Origin of the sequence: Gallaecimonas pentaromativorans (genome assembly GCF_003751625.1) — a bacterium.
GTDB lineage: Bacteria > Pseudomonadota > Gammaproteobacteria > Enterobacterales > Gallaecimonadaceae > Gallaecimonas > Gallaecimonas pentaromativorans.
The window spans coordinates 157,394-183,075 of sequence record NZ_RJUL01000004.1; the positions used below are offsets into that span (position 1 = coordinate 157,394).

Annotated in this window: 24 protein-coding genes and 1 pseudogene; 6 read left to right on the forward strand and 19 right to left on the reverse strand. The window is 56.0% G+C overall.

Annotated elements, in window-relative coordinates:
- Positions 1–2 precede the first annotated feature (2 nt).
- The 4 genes and pseudogenes from ttcA to EDC28_RS08795 all read right to left on the reverse strand — a co-directional run.
- Positions 3–917: a tRNA 2-thiocytidine(32) synthetase TtcA gene (gene ttcA / locus EDC28_RS08780; protein ID WP_050658268.1), complete on the reverse strand. Its 915-nt coding sequence runs from the start codon at positions 915–917 to the stop codon at positions 3–5.
- 86 nt (positions 918–1,003) lie between these two features.
- A complete protein-coding gene (gene uspE, locus EDC28_RS08785) occupies positions 1,004–1,918 on the reverse strand; it encodes a universal stress protein UspE (protein ID WP_050658168.1) in 915 nt (304 codons plus the stop codon).
- 52 nt (positions 1,919–1,970) lie between these two features.
- The gene (locus EDC28_RS08790) at positions 1,971–2,666 is read right to left on the reverse strand and encodes an OmpW/AlkL family protein (RefSeq protein ID WP_050658169.1); all 696 of its coding nucleotides are present in this window, start codon (positions 2,664–2,666) and stop codon (positions 1,971–1,973) included.
- Between the two features lie 136 nt (positions 2,667–2,802).
- A pseudogene (locus tag EDC28_RS08795) lies at positions 2,803–3,528 on the reverse strand (FNR family transcription factor); the annotation flags it as partial.
- Between the two features lie 231 nt (positions 3,529–3,759).
- Here EDC28_RS08795 and EDC28_RS08800 point away from each other — a divergent pair.
- Entirely contained in the window at positions 3,760–5,031 is a 1,272-nt protein-coding gene (locus EDC28_RS08800; RefSeq protein WP_123421349.1) for a tyrosine-type recombinase/integrase, read from the forward strand.
- A gap of 77 nt (positions 5,032–5,108) precedes the next feature.
- Positions 5,109–5,375 (forward strand): hypothetical protein, encoded by a 267-nt coding sequence (locus EDC28_RS08805; protein WP_123421350.1) that lies wholly within the window; start codon positions 5,109–5,111, stop codon positions 5,373–5,375.
- On the opposite strand, the gene EDC28_RS08810 is transcribed toward EDC28_RS08805, so the two are convergent.
- The 3 genes from EDC28_RS08810 to EDC28_RS08825 form a co-directional block, all read right to left on the reverse strand.
- Positions 5,372–5,620 (reverse strand): hypothetical protein, encoded by a 249-nt coding sequence (locus EDC28_RS08810; protein WP_123421351.1) that lies wholly within the window; start codon positions 5,618–5,620, stop codon positions 5,372–5,374. The two genes, EDC28_RS08805 and EDC28_RS08810, sit on opposite strands and share 4 nt — an antisense overlap.
- 537 nt (positions 5,621–6,157) lie before the next feature.
- Positions 6,158–6,526 carry a type II toxin-antitoxin system death-on-curing family toxin gene (locus EDC28_RS08820; RefSeq protein WP_123421353.1) on the reverse strand — a complete coding sequence of 123 codons (369 nt, stop codon included), beginning with the start codon at positions 6,524–6,526 and terminating at the stop codon, positions 6,158–6,160.
- On the reverse strand, positions 6,526–6,774 hold the full coding sequence (locus tag EDC28_RS08825; RefSeq protein ID WP_148049826.1) for a type II toxin-antitoxin system Phd/YefM family antitoxin: 249 nt from the start codon (positions 6,772–6,774) through the stop codon (positions 6,526–6,528). The genes EDC28_RS08820 and EDC28_RS08825 overlap by 1 nt, the downstream gene beginning before the upstream one ends.
- A gap of 288 nt (positions 6,775–7,062) precedes the next feature.
- Between EDC28_RS08825 and EDC28_RS08830 the strand changes: the two genes are divergently transcribed.
- The gene (locus EDC28_RS08830; protein ID WP_123421355.1) at positions 7,063–7,554 is read left to right on the forward strand and encodes a hypothetical protein; all 492 of its coding nucleotides are present in this window, start codon (positions 7,063–7,065) and stop codon (positions 7,552–7,554) included.
- A gap of 110 nt (positions 7,555–7,664) precedes the next feature.
- On the opposite strand, the gene EDC28_RS08835 is transcribed toward EDC28_RS08830, so the two are convergent.
- The 3 genes from EDC28_RS08835 to EDC28_RS08845 all read right to left on the reverse strand — a co-directional run bounded on the left by EDC28_RS08835 (position 7,665) and on the right by EDC28_RS08845 (position 9,689).
- Entirely contained in the window at positions 7,665–8,324 is a 660-nt protein-coding gene (locus EDC28_RS08835; protein ID WP_050658183.1) for a response regulator transcription factor, read from the reverse strand.
- A gap of 131 nt (positions 8,325–8,455) precedes the next feature.
- Complete coding sequence (locus EDC28_RS08840) at positions 8,456–8,722, reverse strand: DksA/TraR family C4-type zinc finger protein (protein WP_123421356.1); 267 nt, start codon at positions 8,720–8,722, stop codon at positions 8,456–8,458.
- Between the two features lie 76 nt (positions 8,723–8,798).
- Positions 8,799–9,689, reverse strand: a complete 891-nt coding sequence (locus EDC28_RS08845) for an AraC family transcriptional regulator (RefSeq protein ID WP_123421357.1) — start codon at positions 9,687–9,689, stop codon at positions 8,799–8,801.
- A 131-nt stretch (positions 9,690–9,820) separates the two neighbouring features.
- On the opposite strand from EDC28_RS08845, the gene EDC28_RS08850 reads away from it, so the two are divergent.
- A complete protein-coding gene (locus tag EDC28_RS08850) occupies positions 9,821–10,558 on the forward strand; it encodes an SDR family oxidoreductase (protein ID WP_050658186.1) in 738 nt (245 codons plus the stop codon).
- Positions 10,559–10,593: 35 nt separating this feature from the next.
- Here the strand turns inward: EDC28_RS08850 and EDC28_RS08855 are convergent, their stop codons facing one another.
- Together EDC28_RS08855 and EDC28_RS08860 are read right to left on the reverse strand one after the other, a co-directional pair.
- Entirely contained in the window at positions 10,594–11,454 is an 861-nt protein-coding gene (locus EDC28_RS08855) for a hypothetical protein (protein WP_211355729.1), read from the reverse strand.
- A 45-nt stretch (positions 11,455–11,499) separates the two neighbouring features.
- Entirely contained in the window at positions 11,500–13,068 is a 1,569-nt protein-coding gene (locus EDC28_RS08860; protein ID WP_123421359.1) for an esterase-like activity of phytase family protein, read from the reverse strand.
- Between the two features lie 226 nt (positions 13,069–13,294).
- Between EDC28_RS08860 and EDC28_RS08865 the strand changes: the two genes are divergently transcribed.
- Entirely contained in the window at positions 13,295–15,277 is a 1,983-nt protein-coding gene (locus tag EDC28_RS08865; protein WP_123421360.1) for an AAA family ATPase, read from the forward strand.
- A gap of 79 nt (positions 15,278–15,356) precedes the next feature.
- Positions 15,357–15,875: a 3-hydroxyacyl-[acyl-carrier-protein] dehydratase FabA gene (gene fabA / locus EDC28_RS08870; protein WP_050658190.1), complete on the forward strand. Its 519-nt coding sequence runs from the start codon at positions 15,357–15,359 to the stop codon at positions 15,873–15,875.
- Positions 15,876–15,923: 48 nt separating this feature from the next.
- Here the strand turns inward: fabA and rmf are convergent, their stop codons facing one another.
- The 7 genes from rmf to pyrD all read right to left on the reverse strand — a co-directional run bounded on the left by rmf (position 15,924) and on the right by pyrD (position 25,658).
- Positions 15,924–16,103: a ribosome modulation factor gene (gene rmf / locus EDC28_RS08875; protein WP_083445785.1), complete on the reverse strand. Its 180-nt coding sequence runs from the start codon at positions 16,101–16,103 to the stop codon at positions 15,924–15,926.
- A 202-nt stretch (positions 16,104–16,305) separates the two neighbouring features.
- Entirely contained in the window at positions 16,306–17,967 is a 1,662-nt protein-coding gene (locus EDC28_RS08880) for a DUF3466 family protein (RefSeq protein ID WP_123421361.1), read from the reverse strand.
- Positions 17,968–17,991: 24 nt separating this feature from the next.
- Positions 17,992–19,893, reverse strand: a complete 1,902-nt coding sequence (uup, locus tag EDC28_RS08885; protein ID WP_123421362.1) for an ATP-binding cassette ATPase Uup — start codon at positions 19,891–19,893, stop codon at positions 17,992–17,994.
- Positions 19,894–19,962: 69 nt separating this feature from the next.
- Entirely contained in the window at positions 19,963–22,092 is a 2,130-nt protein-coding gene (rlmKL, locus tag EDC28_RS08890) for a bifunctional 23S rRNA (guanine(2069)-N(7))-methyltransferase RlmK/23S rRNA (guanine(2445)-N(2))-methyltransferase RlmL (protein WP_123421363.1), read from the reverse strand.
- Positions 22,093–22,220: 128 nt separating this feature from the next.
- Positions 22,221–23,894, reverse strand: coding sequence for a sulfatase family protein (locus EDC28_RS08895; RefSeq protein ID WP_123421364.1), 1,674 nt, complete (start codon positions 23,892–23,894; stop codon positions 22,221–22,223).
- A 111-nt stretch (positions 23,895–24,005) separates the two neighbouring features.
- On the reverse strand, positions 24,006–24,557 hold the full coding sequence (locus EDC28_RS08900) for a cell division protein ZapC domain-containing protein (RefSeq protein WP_050658195.1): 552 nt from the start codon (positions 24,555–24,557) through the stop codon (positions 24,006–24,008).
- Positions 24,558–24,647: 90 nt separating this feature from the next.
- The gene (gene pyrD, locus EDC28_RS08905; RefSeq protein ID WP_123421365.1) at positions 24,648–25,658 is read right to left on the reverse strand and encodes a quinone-dependent dihydroorotate dehydrogenase; all 1,011 of its coding nucleotides are present in this window, start codon (positions 25,656–25,658) and stop codon (positions 24,648–24,650) included.
- Between the last annotated feature and the right edge of the window lie 24 nt (positions 25,659–25,682).

Sequence of the window (25,682 nt, forward strand, 5' to 3'; positions counted from 1 at the left end):
CGTTACAGGGCTTTGACCGCCAACGTCAGGGCCGGGTCAATCTCGATACCGTCTTCGTCGTCTTCGACCACCGGGTTACTAAAACTTTCCCGGTCAAAGGCGGTATCGCCTTCCAAACCCTCGGCGTTGTCGCGGCTAAGGCCTTTGAAGTCGAACAGGGCGGTGTCGGCCAGATGCGAGGGCACCACATTTTGCAGGGCTTTAAACATGGTCTCAATACGGCCTGGGTATTGGCGGTCCCAGGTTTGCAGCATTTCTTTAATCACCTGGCGCTGCAGGTTGGGCTGCGAGCCGCAGAGGTTACAAGGAATGATGGGGTATTCCCGGGCCTCGGCGTACTTGATGATGTCTTTTTCGCGGCAATAGGCCAGCGGACGGATCACCATGTGCTTGCCGTCGTCTGACACCAGCTTGGGCGGCATCGCCTTCATCTTGCCGCCGTAGAACATGTTCAGCAGCAGGGTTTCGAGGATGTCGTCACGGTGGTGGCCAAGGGCAATCTTGTTGCATTTGAGCTCGGTGGCGGTGCGATAGAGGATACCGCGGCGCAGCCTTGAGCAAAGCGAGCAGGTGGTTTTGCCTTCGGGCACCTTTTCTTTGACGATGGAGTAGGTGTCCTCGTTAACGACGAGGTACTCCACACCCAGGGTATCGAGATACTGGGGCAGAACATGCTCGGGAAAGCCGGGCTGTTTTTGGTCAAGGTTCACCGCCACCAGGTCGAAATGCACCGGGGCCGAGGCCTTGAGGTTCATCAGGATCTCAAGGAGGGTGTAGGAATCCTTGCCGCCAGACAGGCAAACCATGATGCGGTCGCCGTCTTCAATCATATTGAAATCGCTGATGGCCTGACCCACATGGCGACGCAGCCGCTTTTGCAGCTTGTTGAAATTGTATTGTTGCTTGTGGCCGGACATGCCCGCTCCCATACAGCCTCTTTAGGGGCGCATATTATACGCAAAAGAAAACGCCGCGCTATGCGCGGCGTTTCAAGTTGCGGGCCTTAACCTTTGGCGGCGGGTTTAAGGGCCAGAAGGTCGCTCTCGAGGCGGTCAATCACCTGCTCGGCAGTGTTACCGATAAGGGCTGCAGTCAGGCCGGTGCGGCCCACTGTACCCATGATCACCAATTCTGCGTTAAGGCTCTCGGCCACGGCCGGGATCACGTCCTCGGGCAGGCCTTCTTTGACATGGATATGGTCACCGGCAATGCCAAAGGCCGCAGCATGCTCCTTGGCCTGCTTCTCGTGGTGCTCCTTCATGGCCTGGGTGTAGGCCTGAGGGTCGAACTCCGGGATCTCGATGGCAATGTTCACCGGGGTGCCGGGGTAGGCGGTAACCAGATGCAGGTCGGCGTTGATAAGCTCGGCAATGGCTTTGCCTTCGCGGGTAATAACATCGTCCAGTTGTTGGTGGGCGTCGTCTTCGGAGCCGCAGTTCACCGCCGCCAGTACCACGCCGTTCTCTGGCCACTCGTGATCTTTTACCAGCATCACCGGCACCGGGCATTTACGCAGCAGGTGCCAGTCGGTGGGGGTAAAGATAACGGCCTTGAGGGTGGAGTGTTCGTGAGTGGATTTGAAGAGCACATCAAAGCCGCCTTCGTTAACGGCTTTGAGGATGCTTTCATAGGGCCTGTTGTGCCAGGCAGTGAGGGTCTCAACCTTGATGCCGTCGGCCTGCAGGGGTTTTGCCAACTCGTCCAGCCATTCGCGGCGTTGGCTGAGGATGCCGTTACGCATCGCCTCGCGCTCACTGGATGAGAGCATGGTGGTCATTTCGTAGGAGAAGTCGTAAATGGTCAAAAACAGGGTGATTTGGGCACCGGTTTTCTTGGCCAAAAAGGCTGCTCGGGACAGGGCAGGCTGCTGCGTTTCGTTGGGATCCACAACAACCAGGATTTTATTGAAATCTGCCATGGTTCACCTCCGTCAGAAGGGGCCCAGGACGAGCCCCCTTTTTCATAAGGTATTAAAAACGATAGCCAATAGCCAGGTAGGCGACAACAGGGTCAATGTCCACATCCACTTTCTGCACTGTCTGGCCGTTCACTTTTACCCGGGCCTTGGTGTCGATGTCGGCATACCAGACGGCAGCACGTACAAAGAACTGTTGGTTGATGGCCCAGTCAACCCCTACCTGGCCCGCCAGGCCTACGCTGTCGGACAGGGTCAGCTCTTTGTCACCGGTCAGGCCAAGGGAGTCGAGGGTGTCGCTCATCTGGCCGGAGATCTTCTCATTAAAGAACTTGGTGTAGTTCAAGCCTATGCCCACATAAGGGCGCACCGGCTGCCCCTCAAAAAAACGGTACTGCAGGCTAAGTGTGGGGGGCAGTTGCTTGGTTTTGCCCACGTTCAGGCCGTCAACCGCGGTGCCAGGAGAACTTAAGGTGATTTCGTGGCTGAACGGAGTAGCGGCCAGCAGCTCGACAGACCAATTGGCGTCGATGTCGTAGTTGATGGTCAGGCCCAATTGGGTGTCGTCGTCCACCTTCACTTCGGTGGAGTTGGCCGGCAGGCCGGCGGCGGCCTCAACGTTGGTCAAGTGACTGGAACTGTCGTTGGGGTTGGCGTTGATGGCGCCAGCGGTGATACGCCAACCGGCGTCATCAGCAACAGCAGAACCACAAACCAGAGCGGCCGCAAGGGCCAGAGCAGAATAGCGCATAGGAACTCCCTACCAAATGCTTTACAAGCGAATGAACAACTGGCGGCAAGAGTAGTCCTGGGGGTGGGTGGTTAAGTTGTTCTGGATCAAAAGAAAAAGGCCCCTGGGGGGCCTTTGGCGTTGCAGATGATTTAGATCAAACCTCGAGGGGGTCGGCGGCAACTTTGGAGAGGCTCTCAAGGTCTACCACGGTAATGAACTTACCTGAAACCTGGATAATGCCGGCCTTTTGAAAGCGGCCCAGTAAGCGGCTGATGGTTTCGACCGTCAGCCCCAGGTAGTTGCCGATGTCGCCGCGAGTCATGGTCAGGCGAAATTCCTTGGGGGAAAAGCCGCGGGCGCCAAACCGGTTGGAAAGGTTCATCAAAAACGAGGCCAGCCGCTCTTCGGCAGTCTTTTTAGAGAGCAGCAGCAGCATGTCCTGGTCACCCTTAATCTCTGAAGACATCAAGCGCATGATCTGCTGGCGAAGCTTGGGCATGGTGCCGGAGAGGCTATCTAAGGTATCAAAGGGAATTTCGCAGACCATGGCTGTTTCCAGGGCCTGGGCAAAGGACACATGGTTGCCTTGGCCAATGGCGTCAAAGCCGATGATGTCGCCGGGCAGGTGAAAACCGGTGATTTGCTCTTCGCCTTCTTTGGTGAGGGTGTAGCTTTTGATGGTGCCGGAGCGAATAGCGTAGAGCGAGTCCAGGTTCTGGCCAGCCTCAAATAAGGTGTCGCCTTTGTGCACCGGCTTTTTGCGCTCGATGATGCTGTCCAACTGGTCCAGCTCCTGCGTGCTCAGGGTAAAAGGAATGCACAGCTCGCTCATGGCACAGTCGTGGCAATGAATGGCGCAGGTAGAATTACGATGCATCTTGGTATCCCTCTGGCTGGCTGACCTGGGCCCGGATTGGCTTCAATGCCTTTTAATGGGTACAGCGGGAGGCCCAATATCTGCCTAGGATAACGGCAGCGGCGCCTCTATTGCCAGCATGTGGCTAAAAAAGGGCAGGGATGTTGGCCCTTTCCTGCCCAAAACTCGAGGTGCTGTATATAAATACAGTTAATGGTAATATCCCCACCATCACCTGCCTTACAACCCGCCATCATGCAATTGCCTCCGGTATTACCGCTTTTTGACCGTGCCAGCCTGGATGAAGGCAACCCTGTTGTTAATCAGCACCTTGCCGAGCTAAGCCTGGCCACCGTGCCGGAAGCGGGGCTGATTTATCAGTATGCGGTGCAATACCTGGCAGAATCGGCTCACCACGACAACAACTTCAAAGCCTACCGCTCCGAACTCACCGGCTTTTTGCACTGGTGCTTTGATGTGGCCAAGCAAAGCCCGGTAAGCCTCGACAGGCGCGGCTTTGGCCAATACATCCTTTATTGCCAGGCGCCACCAAACGAGCTGATCGCTTATCGCAACGTGGCCCAGTTTGTGGCTGACGCCGGTTGGCAGTGCCGGCTGCCCAACCCCCACTGGCGCCCCTTTCTTGGTAAAAAGGGCCAGCCGTATCAGCTCAGCCCCCGCGCCCTGGCAACAAAAGTGGCCATTCTTTCTTCCTTTTATACCTTCTTGATTGATGAGGAACTCACCGAGCGAAACCCCGCCACCCAATGGATGCGCCATAACGCCCGCAGCCGCCAGGTGCCGGTTTCCCTTGCCTGGGACGGCGAGGACGATCTCAAAGCCTTTTCCGAGTTGCAGTGGTCTTATGTTATGGCCACCGCCAGAGCCATGGCCGAGCAGGCCCCCGAGCGCCACGAGCGCACTTTGTTTTTGGTAAGCCTCCTTTATGGCTGCTACCTGCGCATCTCGGAAGTGGCGGCAAGGCCTGGGTTTTCGCCGGTGATGGGCCAATTTCGCCGCGACAGCAAAACCGGCGTCTGGGGTTTTCGGGTGCCGGTCAGTAAAGGCGGCAAGCGCCGTAACGTGGCGGTATCCAAAGACTTGTTGGTAGCCCTTGAGCGCTACCGGCGCTTTTTAGGCCTAAGCCCGCTGCCAGCGCCGGGGGACAGCACACCGCTATTTATCCGCCAAAAGGCGGCCGGGCGGGGCAGGGAACAAGGCCAGCTCAATGCCAATCTGGGGGTAAGGCAACTTCGAGAAGAAATAGACAAGCTGATAAGCCAGGCTTGCGACGCCGCCATGGCCGACGGTTTTACCCAAGACGCCCAGGAAATGCGCGAGATGACCGCCCACAACATTCGCCACACCGGTATCAGCCACGACATCAACCTCAACCACAGGCCGCTTTCCCACGTGCAGGCCGACGCTGGCCACGACAGTATCCATACCACCAGCCTTTACCTGCATACCGCCGTGCAAGAGCGCCACCAAAGTGCCAGCAATAAAAAGCTCGACCCCCTTGAATAAGGGAGCTTGATTTCAATCAAGCTTTTCCACATTAGCGGCGAGTAATGTAAGGCGGTGCTAAAAGAGGAGGGCAGGGAATGCAAACACCGTCGCACTATTTATTGAGCTTCGATACCCCATCGAATTTGTTAAGCCTGGAGCTACATAACCTGCTTATCAGCTGGCACGCCAAACGGCTGTGCCGCCACAGCTGGTATCTTGAAACCCGGCTTCACCACCTGGCAGAGCCGATACTGGACGAGCTGAAAAAGCACCTTGGCGAGAAGGACAGGGGAGTGGTGGTGCAATGCCAGCAACTGGCGCTTTTTAATACCCTGACCAACCCTTTTAAAACGCCCTGTTAGTCGTCCACTTTGTCCGGCTCTGAATCCACTGCCGTGACCGACACCTCAACCCGCGCCCCCGGCGCCCAGCCGGTTTGGGCCAGCAGCGCTGCATCAGCCGCTGCTGGCACCTCGAAGGTGTAGCCAATTACAGTGTTGCCGTCGGCCGACAGCACCGGGTCCAGCTCCGCTTTTAGCGACTCCCATTGCTGATGGGCTGATCCCCAGCTCCTCGGCAATGGCGGCCCCTTGCTGGGCATCTCCAAAATAGTTTTCCATCTGTATTCTCTCGTGAGTTAACGTCACCACTTATGCCGCCAACCAACGCTCGCCACAACTATATCTGGGTATAAGCGTTAATGCCGATAACGGGATTTATCGGCATTTCAAGCCAGGAGGGGGTGATAATGGAGCGGTGGAGAGGGCGAGAAAAACAGGCGGTCCTATCTTACCGAGCTGAGGGCGTTGGCGAGTGGCGTAATGAAGAAAATAATGCTCCGTCGTTGAAAGGATATAATTTTTATAAAAATTTTCGGTCACGCCATCAGGAATATAGCTGGAAAATCGAGACTTAGCTCTTCTGGTCGGCTTATTTTGGCCCGTTTACATTACATGGAGAATGGGGAGCATTGATATTTTAATGAAGTAATTGAATCCGCCCGATGAAATATCCAAGCCTTTATCAAACCAAACAAAAAAACTTATAAAGAACAGTGAAAGTGGAATGATTATGACTAGCCAAAAAGGACGATGCTCCATCGGATGGTTGTAATTGATGGCAATTGCTTCTTTCAATTATCAAATCATTCCTTTGACTTAAGCCACCCAGAAAGATCTGTCTCATCAATTTGTTTTTGGGCAGCCTTTCTTATCATATCACCAGCTTCAACAGTGTCATATTGAAGCTCAATACCATTAAGGTAAAGGATCAAGTCCATGCAGGCAAAGGCGGTACGCTTATTGGCGTCGTTGAACGCATGGCCAATTGCAATACAGACGGCGTAGCAAGCGGCTAACTCAAACACATCTGAAACGAGGCCGTAGTTAACACGGTTTTCGACCCGGTTTACTACGGCCTGGATGCTTTTATCGGGGGCTTGGCCCTGGAGTTCATTGGGGTTGATGATGTCGTCGTGTATGGCCACCACATCCTTGGCAGTCAGATACTTCATTACTTGTCCTCAAGATACTTTAGAACCGGAGCGATAGTCTGTTTACGGCTTTTCAGTGCAGCCATGGCTTCACCAGTGCTAGCAGCTTCAAAGGTAGTGGACTCCACGGCACTAGCGGGCACCAGATAGGCGCGGACTTCACCTCGGTCAAGAATGGCTACAGGAGAGCCGTTGGCTTCCTGAAGTACTTTTGAGGGTTTGCGAAGATCAGTCATAGTAACTGCTTTGCGAGTGAGTACGGTTTGCATAAGGGACCTCCCATTGACACATATTCAGTATACTGCAGTGCACAGTTAAATGCGCACTTAATTGCGTGAAGGTAGCAAGGGCACGCTCCTTACATTCGACCCGTGTAGGGGCGGAATGGTTACAGAGGCTTCGCCGCTCAGGTTCCTGGTTGTTATGTACCTGATGCTCTCCAGAGTGGCGGTAAGTGTAGTCAGGCATCGAAAAAACCAGCGCACCAAGGCAGACTTAACTCAAAAACGGCTGCACACTCTGTACATCGAAAACTGGATAGCCGAAGGTAAGGTCGCTTGAAGCACCAAACGGATTGGCTCATCAAGCTCTCAGCTAGCCATACCCAAACAAATAAAACGCCCACAACTTTTTGCGACGCATCGGGTGAGTTTGCAGGATTGGCGCTTTCTAGCGGTGATCAGCTATCACTAGGAGCGCGCAAAAACGGACGACAAACGGCCGTTTGGACCACGTTGGTAAAATGGGCAAGCCACGGAGCGCCGGTTAGCGTGGCTGCCTTAATGCTGTCGCTGAAACCTGCCTGCGCTGGTGTATACATTATTGCGCATAATGTATATTATGTTAAATTACATGTGGCATTATACCAGCCCCGGTCACTCAGGCTTAGACGTCTACTGCTCTCTTCTCTTCTCTTCTCTTCTCTTCTCTTCTCTTCTCTTCTCTTCTCTTCTCTTCTCTTCTCTTCTCTTCTCTTCTCTTCTTTGGTCGCTGCGCTTTGCATGATTCCTGCTGCTGCCAACCCTTTTCGGGCTGGCACCTGCCGATAACCATATGGGCAAGCCACGGAGCGATGACTAGTGTGGGCGCCGCTACGCTTACCGATCGGCATATTGCCCCTGCTTGCGGTTAACTTTTCACGTAGCGACGCGTCGGGTTTTTAGCTTTGGGTGGAATATCCCAGACCCCGGCGGTTGATGACCGGCAGCTCGCCACCTTGGCTGCGTACTTTGCGGCGGATATATGACAAATGCACTTGCAGCGCGTTATGGCTTATTTGATGGCCTTGCTGGGTCAAGGTACTGATGATGCTCTCGGGCGTTACCGCCAGGCCCTGGCCGTTGAAGATGCACAGCAGCACCTGGAACTCCACTGGCGTCAAATGGACTTGCTGATCGGCAAAATACAAAGATTTACTGCGCACCGACAAGCTGTAGTCGCCGGCTTGGTGACTCTCATGGCCCCACTTGATATTGCAGCGCCTAGATAACGCCTTGAACTGCGCCACCAACTCCTGGCAAGAGCTGAGCTTGGAGATAAAAACATCGGCCCCATTTTCCAGCGCCGACACCAAGGCGCAGCCGCTACTGGCCACCGCCACCAAGGCGGTATGTTGGTGCTGCTGGCGTAGCTGCTCTATAAGCGCCAGCCCTTGCGTGCTGTCATTATCAAGGTCCACTACCACCAGCTCAGGCTGGGTGGCCAGCACCTTTTCCATGCTGTCTGGCGCCGGCGTGGCTTCAACAACTTGCACGGCAGCCTCTTGGCAGCGGGCCAGAAAGCGCGGGTCCGGGTCATGGGAAAATAACAGTGCCTTCATTGCCCACCTTTGCAGGCAAAACGGCGAAATTGGTGGAAAGCCATGAGATCTCGTATCAATAGCATTTGTATTGACACTAGAGAGTCAGCCTTAAGAGTCTGTTAAATCTGGAAGATAGTTTTGCAGGTGGCCTAACGTAACTGACTGTCTTTACTGCCTCTTCTGTTGTAGAGGGCATTTTTATCGGCCTTGGCATCCATTGTCTGCTGGCAGTTGACGCAATATTGCACGCCGGGCAGTGCCTGGCGGCGCTTTTGGGGAATAGGCTCGCCACATTCTAGGCAAAATTCACTGCCAGGGCCCTTACCGAGCTTGGCGCGCGCCGCCGCAACGGCGTCGTCTATTGTGGAGTCGATTTGCTTGGTAACGGCGTCGTCACCGGCCCAACCTGATGCCATGATGCCCTCCTCTTCTACTCTTGCTCTTTCAAGCCTAGCATTGCCGCCTTGCTCGCCTCAAAGCCACGGTTAGCGGCTATACCGACAAATTCAATCCATGGCCTTGGCGCAAGCGACCGGCATCGGCTGCCGGGCTGTGGCCAAAAAAACGCCGGTATTCACGGCTGAACTGCGACGGGGTGCCGTACCCTACCCTGTAAGCTGCCTGAGCCGCATCGAAACCCTCAAATACCATCAGCCGCCGGGCTTCGTGCAGGCGCAGGCTGGTGCGGTAATGAATGGGGCTAAGGGCCGTTAATGCCTTGAAGCGCTCAAAGAGTACCGACTCGCTAAGGCCCACTTCATTGGCCAACTCTTGCACCGTAAAAGGCTCGCAAAAATGCCCTTTTACCCACTGCACGGCGCGGCCGACGGCGTTGTCGCCAAGGTTGCCCGCGATATGGCGCAAGGTGGCACCGGCGCCGCCTTTAACCAGGCGGTAGACAATCTCCTGTTCGATAAGTGGCGCCAAGGCGGCGATATCTTCCGGGGTGTCGAGCAGTGACAGCAGCCGAAAGCAGGCATCAGCCAGTTCTGGCTCTGTGGGCGTGGTCGCCATGGGCGCCGCCATGGGCGCGGCTGGCAGTGCTTCTACATAACGGGCCACCAGCGCCGCATCAAACCCCAGGTGAAAGCTTAAAAACGGCTCGTCAACGCTTGCCTTGGCAATGTGGCTAACCGCCGGCAGATCCACCGACACCACCAGATAGCAGCTTGGGTCGTACCGGTACGACTGGCCGTTCCAAAGGGCCGCTTTGGCCCCCTGGGCCACCACGCAAAGAGACGGCCGGTACGCCCAAGGAATGGGCAAGGTTGGGCTGTGGCTACGCATCAGCCGCAGCCGCTCGATGGGGGTGTCGTTTATTCCATCCACCTTGGCATGCCGGGCAATCAAGCAAGCCAGTGGCGATAATTCTTCTCTAACCATTTGATTTTATTGGTTCTAATCCGTTTGTAGGTGAGCGCTACGGAGGATAGTGCAAGAAATGCGGAGTGCAAGCCAATGTAACGCGCCGGTGTGACGGTAACAATAGCCTGGCATTTTCACCGGAGCCTATTATGAAACCGACCAACCAAACCGCCATTATCACCGGCGCCTCTCGCGGCATTGGCGCCGTACTTGCCAAGCGTTTAGCCAAAGATGGCTTTGATGTGGTGGTGAACTACACCGCCTCCAAAGCGGCGGCCGAAGCGGTAGTAGAAGACATTGTCGCCATAGGCGCCAAGGCTATCGCGGTGCAGGCCGACATCACCCAATCTCGCGACGTGGCGCGGCTTTTTGATGCCGCCCAGCAGCTTGGCCCCCTTGGCGCCGTGGTATGCAACGCTGGCATTTTGGAGCTGGCGCCCATGAGCGAGTTTAGCGACGAGGCTTTTACACGATTGATGGCGGTAAACCTCACCGGCGCTTTTTACACCCTCAAAGAAGCGGCCCGGCGCCTGGATAAAGGCGGGCGCATTGTGGCGCTATCGACCAGCATCAACGGCAGCTACTTTCCGAGCTATGGCCCTTATGCTGCCAGTAAGGCGGCCGTTGAGGCCATGTGCAAGGTGCTTTGCAAGGAACTGGCCGGGCGCGAGATCTCGGTTAACGTGGTAGCGCCCGGTCCCATAGCCACCGAGTTTTTCATGGAAGGAAAATCGGATGAGCTGGTGGCCCGCATTGCCGGTATGAACCCCTATGGCCGCCTCGGCCAGCCAGAGGACATCAGTGATGTGGTCAGTTACCTGTTAAGCCCGGCCGCGGTTTGGGTTAATGGCCAGGTGCTGAAGGTCAATGGCGGTATGGTGATATGAAAAAGGCCCCGTTCGGGGCCTTTTCTTTTGCCAAGTTAGTGACAAAAACCTGAGGCGTATTGGTAAACCGCCTGGGTTTTGGTGGTGCCGTCCGGTTGGTTCCAGGCGCTAAGGCTCTGCATGGTCTCAAAAGCCTGTTTGGCGCGTTGCACCACCTTTTGGGTGTAATCGGCGCTGGCGTCTTCATATTTAAAAGAGGCTTCGGCAACCATGGGCCGCAGCGCGCCGCTGGGGGACTGGCTGTACCACAAAGTCAGGCTTAGCTCGGCATCAATGGAGCCAAGGTCAAGCACCAGCCCCTTATAAACCCGCTCATACACCACCAAGCCCCCTACCCGTGCCAGGCTCAGGCTGTCGCTGAGATATTGGGCATCGGCAAAGCCCGAATAGAGGGTGTTGATGTCGTCCCCGGCGTTAACGGTGCGGTTGCTGAGCACGGTGGTGGAGTGGCTGTAAATCACCGTAAAGCTGTCGCGGCTTTTAGCGGTGATGTCTGCTTCGAGTTTGCTCTCGCTGCCACCGGCGCTGCTGGAAACATCTTCAAAATCGGCAATGTAACGGTCCGGGCTTCTGAATTTGAGGGTCAGTTCGGTGTCGCCCTCTTCGGTGCGCTGGCGAAAGCTGTAGCCGAGGGCTCTTAGCGGGCAGCTACCGGGGTGGTCGTAGAAGCTCACGGTGCGCACCTTTTTCAGGGTGAGGTTACCGCTGACGCTGCGGTTGATGGCGCTTTGAACTGCGCTTTCAAAGGCGGCGGCATATTGGTCGGCCTGGGCCTGCTCACCGGCAAAGGTAAAATTGGCCGGGCTTAGCATCAGTTTGTATTCGCGGGATGTCACATCGGGGTTGGCCATGGCGGCAAGCGGCAGCAATGCGGCGGCCAGGAGGTATTTTTTCATCACTCTCTCCATGAAAAAAGCCAGCGCTGGGCCGGCTTTTGGGGGTCACTCGATACCTAAATCGAGGTCCTTGACGATATAAAGGGTGTTGGCGTCGATGCGCGATTTGGCGTCATCGAGGTATTTTTGCTCCAGCTCGCCATCGTCGGTAGACCACACCGCGAAGTCGTCGTCGTTCAAGACGCCGATGCGGCTGTTGTTGATGATCCACAGCCCTTCCATTTTGTCGTGGGGGTAGCCAACTTCGGCCACCATATCCACCACCATCTTCTTGGTTACCGGCACGATGCCGTCGTTGGCCAAGAGATCCCAGCCGGCGCTGCTGTCACCACCTGCCAAGTTGTCGTTTACCACCTGCTCAAGGGTGCGCCCGTCGATGGTCAGGCCAACGCTTGGGTCTTGAACCATGTTGGTGGCAGTAGCCACTTTTTCGAGATCGGTGGCAGCGCTGATATCAATCTCGTAGACGCGCTTCATGGCGTTGGGGTTGGTGTTGTAGAAGGCGCCGTCGCGCTCAATTACCAAAAAGCGGGTCGCGCTCAGGGCCTTGATGGCGCAGTTGGCGTTTTGCAGCTTCTCCTGGCGGTACAGGTACTGGGAGATGGCGCCGGTTTCGAGGTTGACGGTCACGATACGGGTGAGATCGGTGCGGTTCTTGCCGGGGTTATCCAGGCTCGATTGCATGATCCCCACCAGGGTCTTTTGGTCCGGGGTGATGGTCAGGCCTTCCATACCGCGGTTGGCCCAGCGGTGGGCAAACTCACCGGGCAGGTTGAAGTTGTCACGGCTGTCGGCGGCAAAGGGGTTGATGCGGCCAATTTCTTTACCTGTGGCATCAAAATGCACCATGTGCGGGCCGTACTCGTCGCTCACCCAGAAAGTGCCGTCTTTCATGGCCACCAGGCCTTCGGAGTCCAGACCATAGTCGTCGGTCTTGGTGGGGTTGGTGGTGGCGTCATAAGGCTGGGTAGGGTCAACCAAAATGGGGTTGCCGTCGGCGTCGTAAGGAATTTCATTGGTGCCGCCAAGGGCGGCGCTGTTGGGCAGGCCGCTGATGGGGTTGCCGTCGCGGTCTTTGAGCAAAATGGTGCTTACCTGGCGCACTGAGCCGGTGGCCTGGATCTCAAACAGGCCGATGCGCGGGGTGTAATCCGGGGTTGGGAACTTCTTACCCGCGCCCAGGCTGCCGGTGTAGCTGGCGTTGGGGCCACGGTCGGTCAGGCCGTAAAAACGCATGGGATTGCTCGGATCGGCGTCCATATCGGAGCCGTAGCCGCCGTTGCGAATTTCCATGGTGGAGCCGGGAATGGCGGCGTTGGGGAGATCGTTGCGCATCACCGAGTAAGGCAGCTCAACACCGCTGGAGGAGAAGTTGTCAGGGTTACAGACATAGGACGTCTTGGCGATTTCACCGGCTTCAAGGGTGCCGTTGCCGTTGGCGTCGACGCCGCTGTCGATTTGCACGCCGCCCAGCCAGCATTGACTGTTACCGGTGGCAAGGTCGGTTTGGGTAACCAGACTATTCAGGCCATTGCTGCCGTTATCGCCATCGTCGTTACAACCGGTTAGCGCGACCAGGGTTGCCAGGGCAACCAGAGACAATTTCCTTTTCATGATTATTTTTTCCAGCAGGTTAACAGGACGCTGGAAGGCTAGAGGGTAATTACTGCATATTTATGAATTGGTTGTGACATATCTGTATAGGCCCGGTAGCAAATTGTCTCAGCCAAGGTGCTTGGTAGGCAGGCCTTGGTGCCAGGCCTTGCTTCGGGTAACAGCCGCTGCCACCACTGATGGGGCGTGATATCATGAATCATTATTTCTTCTTTCTAAGTCTTTGATGCTCAAGAACCTGCTTTTAGAAGCGACTCAGCTTCGGCCACGGTTTTCCTTGCAAGCCCTGCCCTTTGGCTCCGCCTTCCTGCTGGGGCAGGAAAACGGCGTGGCAGAACTGGCCCAGGCCGCTGCCGACCACAGCCCCCTCGGCCACGTTTACATGAGCGCGCCGTCTTACCTCGACACCATCGCCATTTTCAAAGCCGCTATCGCTGGCCAGCCCAAGGCGCAGCGCCTGGGTAAACTGTGGGACTGGTGCTACGCCGAGAACCTCTTTGAGCCGCGCCGCCCTTATTGTTTGAAACTCAAAGCCGGCAGTGGTGATGACTTTTGCAATGCCGTCACCGAATTGCTGGACGCTGCCATTGGCGGCAAAGATACCGAGGCCCTGCTGGCTGCCATTATCCAGAGCCAGCCCCAGGAGCGAAGGCTTGGCGCCTACCTGCCCACCTTGCTGGCCCAGGTTGCCAAAGGCGAAGGCTTCGCCCACCCGGTGCTGCTCAATTTGCTTGTCAATCAAAAGCCCGATGAAGTGCCTATCGTCCACAACCGGGACCTGTCCGAAGTGGGGCTTTTTGGCGAGATCACCTTCGAGACACAAGACGGTACGGTACTGGTTAACCAGCACCTGCTGCGCCCGGGCGATTTGCATAAAGCCAACGGCGGTTACCTTTTGGTTTCAGCCACAGAGCTGGTTGAGCAGCCAGAGCTTTGGACCCGCCTTAAAGAAGCGCTTTTTTCCCAGCGAATTCATTGGAGCCAGTATCGCGGCCAGCTCCAGGGTAATCCGCTCTTTATGCCAGACCCGATGCCGCTGGATGTCAAACTGGTACTGTTCGGCGACCGGGGTGATCACCTGGATCTGTTGAGCCTCGACAGAGACCTGGCGCCACTCTTTCCCTACTTTGTGGAATGGCAGCCTTTTGTGGCATCGAGCCTTGCCAGCGAACTGGCGGCGCACCTGGGCTTTGAGGCCCAGAAAAAAGGGCTAAAACTCCCCTCCCCTGGTGCTTTGCAGGCCCTTATTGCCCACGGCTGCCGCCTCTTTGAAGATCAGCACCGTATTGCCCTTTGCCATCACCGCTATAACGAGCTGCTCAGTCGCGCCAACTTCTTTGCCAAAGGCGAGATGATTGAAGCGCAAGATATTGAAGCGGCCATCAAGGCCCGGGATAACGCCCAGTCGCTGTCTAAAAACATGAGCCGCGACGCCATGGCCAAGGGGCAAATTCTTATCGACACCCAGGGGCGTTGCATCGGCCAGGTGAACGGTTTGACGGTGCTGGACATGGGCAGCGTGGAGTTCGGAGAACCGTCACGGATCACTGCTACAGTGCATTACGGTGATGGCGACATCATCGACATTGAACGTAAAGCCGAGCTGGCGGGGAATATTCACGCCAAAGGGGTCATGATTTTAACCGCCTTCCTGGCTGCCCGTTTTGCTCAGGAAAGCCCGCTGCATCTGTCTGCCTCTTTGGTGTTTGAGCAGTCCTACCACGAGGTAGACGGCGACTCGGCCAGTGCCGGCGAATTGGTCTGTTTGCTGTCGGCGCTGGCGGAAGTGCCGGTGCGCCAGGACATTGCCATTACCGGCGCCATCGACCAGTTCGGTAACGTGCAGGCCATAGGCGGCGTCAATGCCAAGGTGGAAGGCTTCTTTGACGTTTGCCAAAGCCGCGGCCTAACCGGCAGCCAAGGGGTGATTTTGCCCAAGGCCAACCTTGAGCAATTAAACCTCAACGACGAGGTCTGCCAGGCGGTGGCTAAGGGTGAGTTTCACCTCTGGTGCGTCAGCCATGTCGATGAAGCCATCGCCTTGATGATGGAAACCGATGCAGGCCAGATGGACGATGAAGGCCAGTATCCTAAAGACTCGGTGTACGGCCGTATTCATCTTCGCCAAGCAGCACTGATGGAGCTGGAAGAGCCTATATCTACGGTCGGTAAACGCTTTTTGAGCTGGCTGGGGCTCGGTAGGCACTGAATCTGTTGGCTGGTCTGCGTTGTTTGGCGTACAGTTGTTCGCTAATCTTTCGCCCGTTCGTGAATTAAAGGATATCTTTGTGCTGACAGACAAACACAGTTTCAGTCGTGAAGAGTTGCTGGCCTGCTCCAGGGGCGAACTCTTTGGTCCCGGTAACAGCCAGCTGCCTGCACCCAACATGCTGATGATGGACAGAGTGAGCCATATTCACCTTGAAGGCGGCGAATTCGGTAAAGGCCAAGTGATTGCCGAGCTGGATATCAACCCTGATCTGTGGTTCTTCCAATGCCATTTTCCGGGTGACCCTGTGATGCCGGGCTGCCTTGGCCTTGACGCCATGTGGCAACTGGTAGGCTTTTTCCTCGGTTGGCAAGGCGGCCCCGGTAAAGGCCGGGCCCTGGGCGTAGGTGAAGTGAAATTCACCGGCCAGATCCTGCCTACCGCCAAGAAAGTCACTTACCGCATCAACATCAAACGCCTTATCAACCGCACCTTGGTGATGGGCATTGCCGATGGCGAAGTGGAAGTGGACGGCCGGGTGATCTACACCGCTAAAGATCTGAAAGTGGGCCTGTTTAAAGACACCTCCAGCTTCTAAAACAAAAGAGCCCCGCGATTGCGGGGCTTTTCTTGCCATCGATTTGCGCTATTTCAGATCTACACCATTGATGACCCTGTCTTCGACGGCTGTGCGCCATCCTGAATACCAGTGACTTCGAGCATCCACATTCTGGTAAGGGCAAGCTTCTCTTGGCTTACCACCGATCCCGGCCTGATAGCCGCGAGATTGAGCCCTTTCAAGACGGTCACGTTTTTGTCTTCTCATCCTTTACATCCTCTTCCTAATGAAGCTGAAGGTACGGAAACGCACAGCCGATGATGCTGTACCTTTAACTAATTAGAGAAAACGGCGGGGATGATCAAATCGGGATCTGAGAGCATAGCACTTGACATCACCCAAGCACTTGACTTCCCTTTTAATTTTTTATGACAAAAAAAACCGCTCAGAGAGCGGTTTTTCATCGTCTTTAGTGTTTGCGTCGGCGTAGCCCCAGCAACCCCAGGACCCCAAGGCCGAAGATGCCAAAGCTACCGCCGCCGGAACGACTGTAGTTTTCATCGGCTTCGGTTGTACAGCTTGTCGCCGTTTCATCTGATGGTTCCAGCAGTACCGGGCGCAGTACATATTGGACATTACCGTCATCATCCAATACTTGATTACCGGAACTATCACGTAATGTGGTGACGGCTGTGGCGGCAATCTGGCCTGAATCGTTGATTTTTTGCGCACCTTCCAGCACCCAGTCTTCTCGTGCGGCACAGGTATCACCGTTATAAACCTGGGTTAAGGTGCTACTGTCAAACTCCAGACGTGTATTGATATCGGCAAAAATGTCGTTGTCAGCATCATAAACAAAAGCATGCTGACGGCGAGCACTTGAAGGGGGAAGTTGCTCATAATCGGCGGCACCGACCACCAAGTCGCTGTTATTCACACTATATGCGATAGAATTTGCACTGCCATAGAAGGTTGAAGGGTAGCTAATGGTGTCGGTGTTGTAGTTATAGACAAAGAAGCGATAGGTACTGTAGCTGGCAGGATAGCTGGTTTGACCGACCACCAGATTGTTATTGTTGATACCGTAGGCAATGGAAGAGCTGATGTCGCTGTTTGTTTTGGTAATAGCTTTGATGGGCTTACCGGTACTGACATCAAAAATGGTTGCCACTTGGCGGTTGATGTCACCGTCTAAATAGGTGGACTGACCGGCCACGATGCCATTGTCATTGATGGCATAACCGTAGGAGTTATATACCGCCGGATTATCGTCATCGCCGGTTCGTTCACCTAAAATTCCCAAGGATATCGGGTCTCCTGGCATACCATTAGTTAGTGGCCATACTGTCGCCCTATATTGATAGCCACTATTTCTCATGCACACAAGGATCGGCAGGACCTCATCGCTTTCACTGCAGTTATCCAAGGCCGTACTGCTGCCAGTAGAGAACTTGGAGGAACTATAACCAACGATATAACTGCTGGAGGCACCCTCGGCAAAGGATACTCCCCCTAACTTTTCCTCTGCGGTAATGACAACTGTATCGCCTCGGCTAATTTCGGGGTAGGTAAAGAGTGGATAGAGTGGATAAGCGGTTCCATCTTTATTTTCGACAAAAGCACGATTGTCAAAGTCTCGCTGGTAGGCAGACTGGTTGTCGCCATTACTGTCTGTATAAGTGGTTAAACTCCAAGGACCCGAGTTGTAACCATAAAAACTATCATCTATCCCGCCGGTGACGAATGTACTTACAGTGAGTTGGTCATCAGCACTACTAAGCCCATTCAACAAGGAAACCGCTGGAGAAGCGATAAAGCCATTACTGGTTGATAAGGTGCGAAAGCTCCCTGACGTTGCATCAAGTGTGTCTTCAACCAATGCAGTTACAGTTTCATCATCAAAGACCCCGAATAAGTCGGAGTAAATCTCATTAACTGAGTCAGTTTCCTTTAGGCGTGATGTTAAGACACCTGTTATGGTCCCATCATTGGTTAAGCCGAGAGCGGTCAATTGGTAAGGTTCACTAACCTGCGTATCCACCGGCACCAGCTTGTAACTGGTGGGAATGGCGGCAATGGCCTGGTTGGTGGCCAATGCCACCATTGAGAGGGTAAAGAGACTTTTTTTCATGAATTCGGTATTCCTGCACACAGCTTATTGTTGGGCGTCCAATGCTTCCCACCGGGCAAAGGCCTCTTCCAGGGCTTGCTCCAGTTCGGCCAGCTTGTCCAGCATTGGCTGGGTTTCGCTGACGGGGCGTGTAAAAAAGTCCGCCTCGTTGATTTGATTCTGCACTTCGACCATCTGGGTCTCGAGTTGTTCAATCAGACCCGGCAGACTTTCCAGCTCGCGCTTGTCTTTGTACGACATTTTGGCATTGTTGAGCGGTTTTTCGGTGTCTTTTTTCGGCTTAGCGTCAGCTTTGACGGTTTTTGCCTCATTTACTACAGCCTGCATTCTGGTGCGCGCCGCGGCGGCATCGACGTAGCCGCCGGCGTGCACCTCAAGATTGCCGTTACCGGCAAACCACAGCACGCTGGTTACGCTTTGGTCGATAAAGGCCCGGTCGTGGCTGACCAGCAGCAGCGTGCCTTGATATTCGGCAAGCATTTCTTCAAGTAATTCAAGGGTTTCAATATCCAGATCGTTGGTCGGTTCGTCAAGGATAAGAAGGTTTGACGGCCGGGCAAAGAGCTTGGCCAGCAGCAGGCGGTTGCGCTCACCACCGGAGAGCGCCTTAACCGGCACCCTGGCCCTTGCCGGGGTAAACAAAAAGTCTTGCAGGTAACCCAATACGTGGCGACTTTTACTGCCAAGGGTCACTTCCTGCTTGCCGTCTGCCACCTGCTCAGCGGCAGAAAGCTCAGGGTTGAGCACGGCGCGGTGTTGGTCAAAATAGGCGATTTCCAGGTTGGTGCCCTGGCGTACCGTACCGCTGTCGGGGGCCAGTTGGCCGGTCAGCAGTTTGATAAGGGTGGTTTTACCGCAGCCGTTAGGGCCAACCAGCGCCAGGCGGTCGCCGCGCTGCACCACCAAATCCAGGTGCTTAACTATGGGTTTGCCTTGATAGCTGTAGCTCATGTCTTCGACATCAAACACCAGCTTTCCTGAGCGGTCCGCTTCTTCCACCTGACCCCGCACTTTGCCAATGACATTGCGGCGTTCGGAGTGGGTTTGGCGAAGCGCCTTAAGCGCCCTCACCCGCCCTTCGTTGCGGGTGCGGCGAGCCTTGACGCCCTGGCGGATCCAGACTTCTTCCTGGGCCAGCTTCTTATCAAACAGCGCGTTTTGCTCGGCTTCCACCCGCAAGTCTTCGGCTTTGGCATCAAGGTAAGCATCGTAACCCAGGTCATAGCGGGTCAACTGGCCACGGTCCAAGTCCAAAATGCCGGTGGCCACCTGGCGGATAAACTGCCGGTCGTGGCTGATAAACAAAATGGCGCCGTTGTAGGACTTACAAAATTGCTCCAGCCACTGGATAGACTCGATATCCAGGTGGTTGGTGGGTTCGTCCAGTAGTAACACTGCCGGGTCGCCAGCCAGGGCTTGGGCCAGGGAGACTCGGCGCAGCCAACCGCCTGATAAAGCATTGAGCTTCTCTTCGCCGCTAAGCCCCGCCAGTTGCAGGGCGCGCTGAATCTGGCTGTCCAGTTGCCAGCCGTCGCAGGCATCCAGTTGGCTTTGCAAGGATGCCAGCTTGTTGAGGGTCTTCTCGTCGCTGTGCTCGGTAAGGCTTGCCGAGAGTTCATGGTAAGCCAGCACCAGTTCCCCGACTTCGGCCAGGCCTTGGGCCACAAAGGCATAACTGGTGATGTCGTCGCGCGGCGGTGGATCTTGAGACAACCGCGCCACGCCACCGTCATGGTGGAACTGCAAGGTGCCGTCATCGAGGGTCATATCGCCGCTGATGATTTTCATCAGGGTCGATTTGCCGGTGCCGTTGCGGCCCACCAGGCACAGGCGCTCGCCTTCTTGCAGGCTAAAGCCGGTGTTGGCCAGTAAGGGCGCATCAGAAAAGGACAGGTAAGCGTTGGTAAGGGTCAGGACTGCGGCCATGGTAGAAGGCTTCTGTTATTCCGGTTTAAAGGGCAGCCGGAGCTGCCCTTGGGATTAAGGGCTAGAGTGTCAATCTCTGGGGGAAAACACCAGCTTAAAGCACACGTGGATGTGCGGATTGCGCTTGTAGTCTTCCGGCAAGGTGGCCTTGGAGACATCTTCAATCTGGTAACCCAGGGCTTCCACGGCGTCACGGTCGAGCTTGAAGTGGCGCTTGTTGTTGGAAAACACCACGCTAGCGCCGGGGCTCAGCACGTAGCTTATCTCGTCCAAAAGCTCGATATGGTCGCGCTGCACGTCAAAGCTTGCTTCCATCCGCTTGGAGTTGGAGAAGGTCGGCGGGTCGACAAACACCAGGTCGAATTTGTCCTGGCAGCGATGTAGCCAATCCAGCACGTTGGCCTGCACCAACTGGTGATCGCGGCCCTTGATACCGTTGCCGCGCAGGTTCTCTTCTGCCCAGTCCAGATAGGTGCGGGACATATCCACCGAGGTGGTGGTCATGGCGCCGCCCTTGGCGGCATGCAAGGTGGCGGTGCCGGTGTAGCAAAAGAGGTTCAAAAAACGCTTGCCCTTGGCCATCTCCCCTACCCATTTGCGGGTCAGGCGGTGGTCAAGGAACAGGCCGGAATCGAGGTAATCAAAAAGGTTAACCCGGCAGCGCACGCCGTATTCTTCCACCCAAAAGTACTGGTGGCGGCTTTCCAGCTTCTCATATTGATTGCTGCCGCTTTGGCGGGCCCGGGTTTTCACGGCGATTTTATCGGACTGCACCCCGGTTACCGCCACGGTGGCCACAATCAAGTCTTGCAGGCGACGGGCCGCCTTTTCCGGCTCGATGGTTTTGGGCGGCGCGTATTCTTGGATAACGATGCGATCGCCATAGCGGTCAACGGCGGCGTTGTAGTCGGGCAAGTCGGCATCATAAAGGCGGTAGGCTTCGATGCCTTCGCGCTTGGCCCATTTCTCCAGGGCTTTGATGTTCTTTTTCAGGCGGTTGGCATAAGCCTCCACCGGGCCGCTCAGGGCCGATTGGGCCACTTCGCTGCTTTCTACCCGCGGTTGGCCCTGGCGCTCGTCCAGCTCGTAGCTGGCCAGTACCGCTTCAATGGCGCCGTTGTTGAGTTGCCACTGGTTGGATTTTAGGAGTTTTAACTGGCGCAGGCTTTCCGGGCTTCCGGTGTAAACCCCCAGGCGCCAACCCATAAATTGGCGAGCTTTAACGCCAAGCTCTCTGTAAAGGTACAGTACTTCGGCCATGTCCCCCAAGCGCTCGCCATAGGGAGGGTTACACAGCAGCAGACCCCGCTCGCCGGGTTTGTCATCCAAATCTTTGAGTGGCTGGGTTTCGAAGGTCAAAGCGCGGCCAACGCCGGCGGCCTTGGCGTTGTTGCGGGCCTTCTCTACAACCCGTTTGTCGCTGTCAAAACCAAAGAACTTAGCTTCAATGGGCTGGGCAGCATCGATGGCGGCTTTAACTTCTGTGTTCCAAATCTCGGCGCTATGCAGCGCCCAGTTTTCAAAGGCAAAGGCGCGCTTGAGGCCAGGGGCACGTTTACCGCGAATAAGGGCCGCTTCAATCACCAGGGTACCGGAGCCGCACATGGGGTCGACCAGAAAGTCGAGGCTGGGATCTTTGTGCCAGCCGAGCTTGTACAAAATAGCGGCGGCCAGGGATTCTTTGAGCGGCGCGTCGCCGGCCTGGGTGCGATAGCCCCGCTGGTGCAGCGGTTTACCTACTAGATCAAGATAAATGGCCAGGCCTTTTTTACCCAAGTGGGCATGGACGCGGATATCCGGGTCCTTCACATCCACCTGAGGGCGCTGGCCGCGCTCTTCGCGAAACACATCGACGATGGCGTCTTTGATTTTCATGGCGCCAAATTGGGTATGGCGGATCTCGCGATTAGAACCGGTAAAGTCCACCGCAAACTTGTTGGCCACCGAAAAATGCGAGGGCCACAGCACCTTGGCCGCCAGGGCGTAGATGTCGTCAGCGGTTTCGGCTTCACCTTCGGTCAGGGGCCACAGTACCCGGCTCGCCAGGCGCGACCACAGGCAGATGCGATAGGCGTTTTCCAGGGTGGCATCGGCCTTGACCCCGCCGTGGCCGGGTTTGGCGGCGATATCCAGCAACGCCAGTTCGTCCACCAGCAAAGCTTCCATGGCGGGGGCACAGGTAATAAAGAGTTGAGACATGGGAAGATCCTGACCAAGTTAGCCCGCGATTATAGCGCCTTGGCCCCCCTTAGCTCAAAGCCTGCAACAAGGCTTTACGCCACGCTCTGGCAAAAAAGCGGCGCCACCGGGGCGCCACTTTTTTATCATCAGGCCAAAAGCGCCTCAGGGTCCTGGTTGAGGTTGCGGGGCAGCCGTCTTTTGCTGGCCCTTTGCTCGGCCAACAACTGGCAAAGGGCTTCAAAAATCGGCTCGGGCAATTGCTGGCGATTGCCCGGGGCCATCAGGTTGGTTTGCTCCAGTGGGTCGGCATCGAGGTTGTAGCATTCGAACTGAGCCTTGACGCCGGTCGGCACCGGCAGGCTGTCAGCATTGCCCGGACCTTGGCTGAAGCGGGGGTTGTCAAAGTAGCGGGAGAACTTCCAGCGCCCGCCTTCGAGCGCGCTAGTGATGATGGTCTCCAGGTGTTTGGGCTGGGTAACGGGCTTGTAGGGCTTATCGCTGTGGGCGCCGCGCATATCGGCGCCGGTTTCTACGGTGTCATCAGACATGAAATAGAGGGTGCGAGGCGTGCCGTCGTTGTTGTCCCTGAGCCAACTGGCCAAGTCTTCGCCCACCAGGGGCGCCGCTTCGGTATATCGGCGGCTAAAGTGCTCAGCCATGGCCTGCTGCTTGCTGCTATCGGCGCCAGCCAAGCCCAATAAGGTGGGCAGTAAATCCAGGTGGCTGGTGAGCCCTTTGTGCTCTCCCGGCTTGAGCTCGGCCGGGTATGACAGATAAAAGGGCACATGCACCGTCTCTTCATAGGCGTTGTACCACTTTTGGTGCAAGCCGCCATGGGCGCCCAGCATTTCGCCGTGGTCCGAGGTGAACACCACTATGGTGTCTTCAAAAAAGCTGCACTGCTGAAGTGTTTGGTAGACCTTGTGGATATGGCGGTCTACTTCGGCAATCAACCAGTAATAAAACTGGCGGTAACGGGCGATATCGGGCTGCGGCAGGTAAAAGAGCGGGTATTGGCTGGCGTAATCGGCCTGGCAGCTGGGCTTGCTGGCCAAGTCTTCATCGGCAGTGGGGGCCGGGTCGATTTGCGGCAGGTGGCCGGCTTTGACCTGCTCTTGGAAATGCTCGAACCATTGCACATCGAAAAAGACGATGTCATGGGGGTTCACAAAGCTTGAAACCAACACAAAGGGTTGGTCATCCCCTGCCCTTGCCTTGGCATCTAGCTCTTCGAGGGTGCGGCAAACCTGCTCGGCAAAGCCTGGGTCACGGTTGGTGCCGTCGTTGGCTTGCAAGGAGCCGTGAGGCTCGGGGCCTATCCAGCCGTGCCAGCCATAGGGCTGTAGCCGGTTAGCGACCTTGTAGTTACCGATTTTGTCGGGAATGGGACTGCCGTCGGTCTCGGTGGTCAATAACGCGGTGCGGGTACCCGGCACCAGTAAGTCTTCGTCCGACAGATGCCATTTACCCCGGTAGTAGGTTTGATAGCCAAGGGCCGCAAACCAGTGGCCCATGGTGGGCAGGGTGTCGGCGTCCAGCCAGAACATGGCCGGATCGAACGAGGATTTGCCCATGCCCGGTGTCTGGCTAACCCCATGCAGGGACGGATATTGGCCGGTAAAAATCGTGGCCCTGGCCGGCGAGCAAGCGGTGGCGCCGGTGTAATGGTTTTGAAAGCGGATACTGTTTTTGGCAATGGCCTCCCGGCCGGGGCAATGGGCCAGGCGCCACGCTTTGGCGTCGGCATTTTCGTAAGGGGGCGGGAAGCGTTCTTCATCGGTCATGATGACCAGGATATTGGGGCGTTTGGGCGATGCCATGTGTCCTCCTGACAGTGCGTCGATTGGCCTAAGTGGCCGAACTGGCAGGAAAACAGTGCTTGGCCTCCCTGCCACCGCTTAGCCTAGCAGTGGCAAAAGGCACTCGCCGGGTTAGCTGACCCGGCGCAGGTTATCGCCTTGACGTTGCCACTGGGACGGCCAGAGGCGATTGTTCATCACCTTCACCACCTGGAAGCAACCGAGGGTTTGGCTGTCCGACAAACCCAGCGGGCCGTCCAGCAGCATGCACAGGGTCGAGTTGGACTCGAAGCTCTCGATGGCCAGGCATTGGCCCCGACCAAAGGCGGTTTGCAGCGATACCAGCGCCGGGCTTGTCGCCGCCTCTACCCCTTGGGGGTTTTCGGCAAAAAACCAGCTTTTGGGCATGGAGGGCTTGGCAAAGCGGCGAATGGCACAGGCGTTCAGCGCCGCTTGCACCCGCTCCGGGTCTGACAGCGTATCGCAGGGCGCCAGGGCGTTGATAACGGCCGCATAATAATGGGCATCGTCAACGTCAAAAGCGCCGCCGAGGCAGGCATCGGGGATGAGCCACTTGGAGCCGTATGGCGTCATGAACACAAGGCCGCCACCAAGCTCGATGCTCAGTCGGTTATGGTCTTGGTCAAATTGCCAGGCCCAAGTGTGGGCCGGTTCCAGAATCATGCTGCATCTCCCTGATAAGATGTTAAAAATTATACAGCATGATCCTGAAAATTAAAGGTTTTTTGAAAATCGTTCAGGATCGCGGCGCGATCATTCGATCCCGTCCACGATCGCCTTTACCAGCGCGGGCCCTTGATAAATAAAACCGGTATAGATCTGCAACAGATCGGCCCCGGCATTGAGTTTTTCCTGCGCACTTTGCGCAGAATCTATACCGCCCACCCCGACAATGGGCAGCTCGCCGGCCAGCATGCCCTTGAGTTTTGTTACGGTTTGGGTGCTGAGCGCGCGCACCGGCCGGCCGGAAAGGCCACCGGCTTCGCTGCCGTGTTTAAGGTGCTCGACACCGGTGCGGGCCAGGGTGGTGTTGGTGGCAATCACCCCGTCCATATGGTGGCGGCGCAGGCAATCGGCCACCGACTGCAGCTCTTCATCGTTCATGTCGGGGGCGATTTTCACCACCACCGGTACGTAGCGGCCGTGCTGGTCGGCAAGCGCCAGTTGGCGGGCCTTGACCGAAGACAGCAGCTCGTCGAAGGCTTCGCCGTATTGCATGCTGCGAAGCCCGGGGGTGTTGGGAGAGGAGATGTTTACCGTCACATAGGAGGCGTGGCCATAGACTTTGTCCAGGCAGATTAGGTAGTCCTCGGTGCCCTTTTCAACCGGCGTGTCTTTGTTCTTGCCGATGTTGATGCCGAGAATGCCCCGGTAGTTGGCGGCTTTGACGTTGTTGACTAGGTTATCGACGCCGAGGTTGTTAAAGCCCATGCGGTTGATGATGGCATTGGCTTTCGGTAGGCGGAACAAACGGGGTTTGGGGTTGCCGGCCTGGGGGCGCGGGGTGACGGTACCCACTTCGATAAAGCCAAAGCCCATAGCGGCAAAGGCGTCGATGCAGGCGCCGTTTTTATCCAGGCCCGCCGCCAAACCCAGCGGGTTTTTAAAGGTCAGCCCCATCCGTTCAACCGGTTTATCCGCAACCGATTGCGCAATGAGCCCTTTGAGGGGACTTTTACCCAGCCAGGCCAACTGGCCAAGGGTCAGATCGTGGGAACGCTCCGGGTCCATCCGAAACAACAAGGGCTTAAGCAAGGAATACATGTCACCTCCAAAAAAAACCTCGGC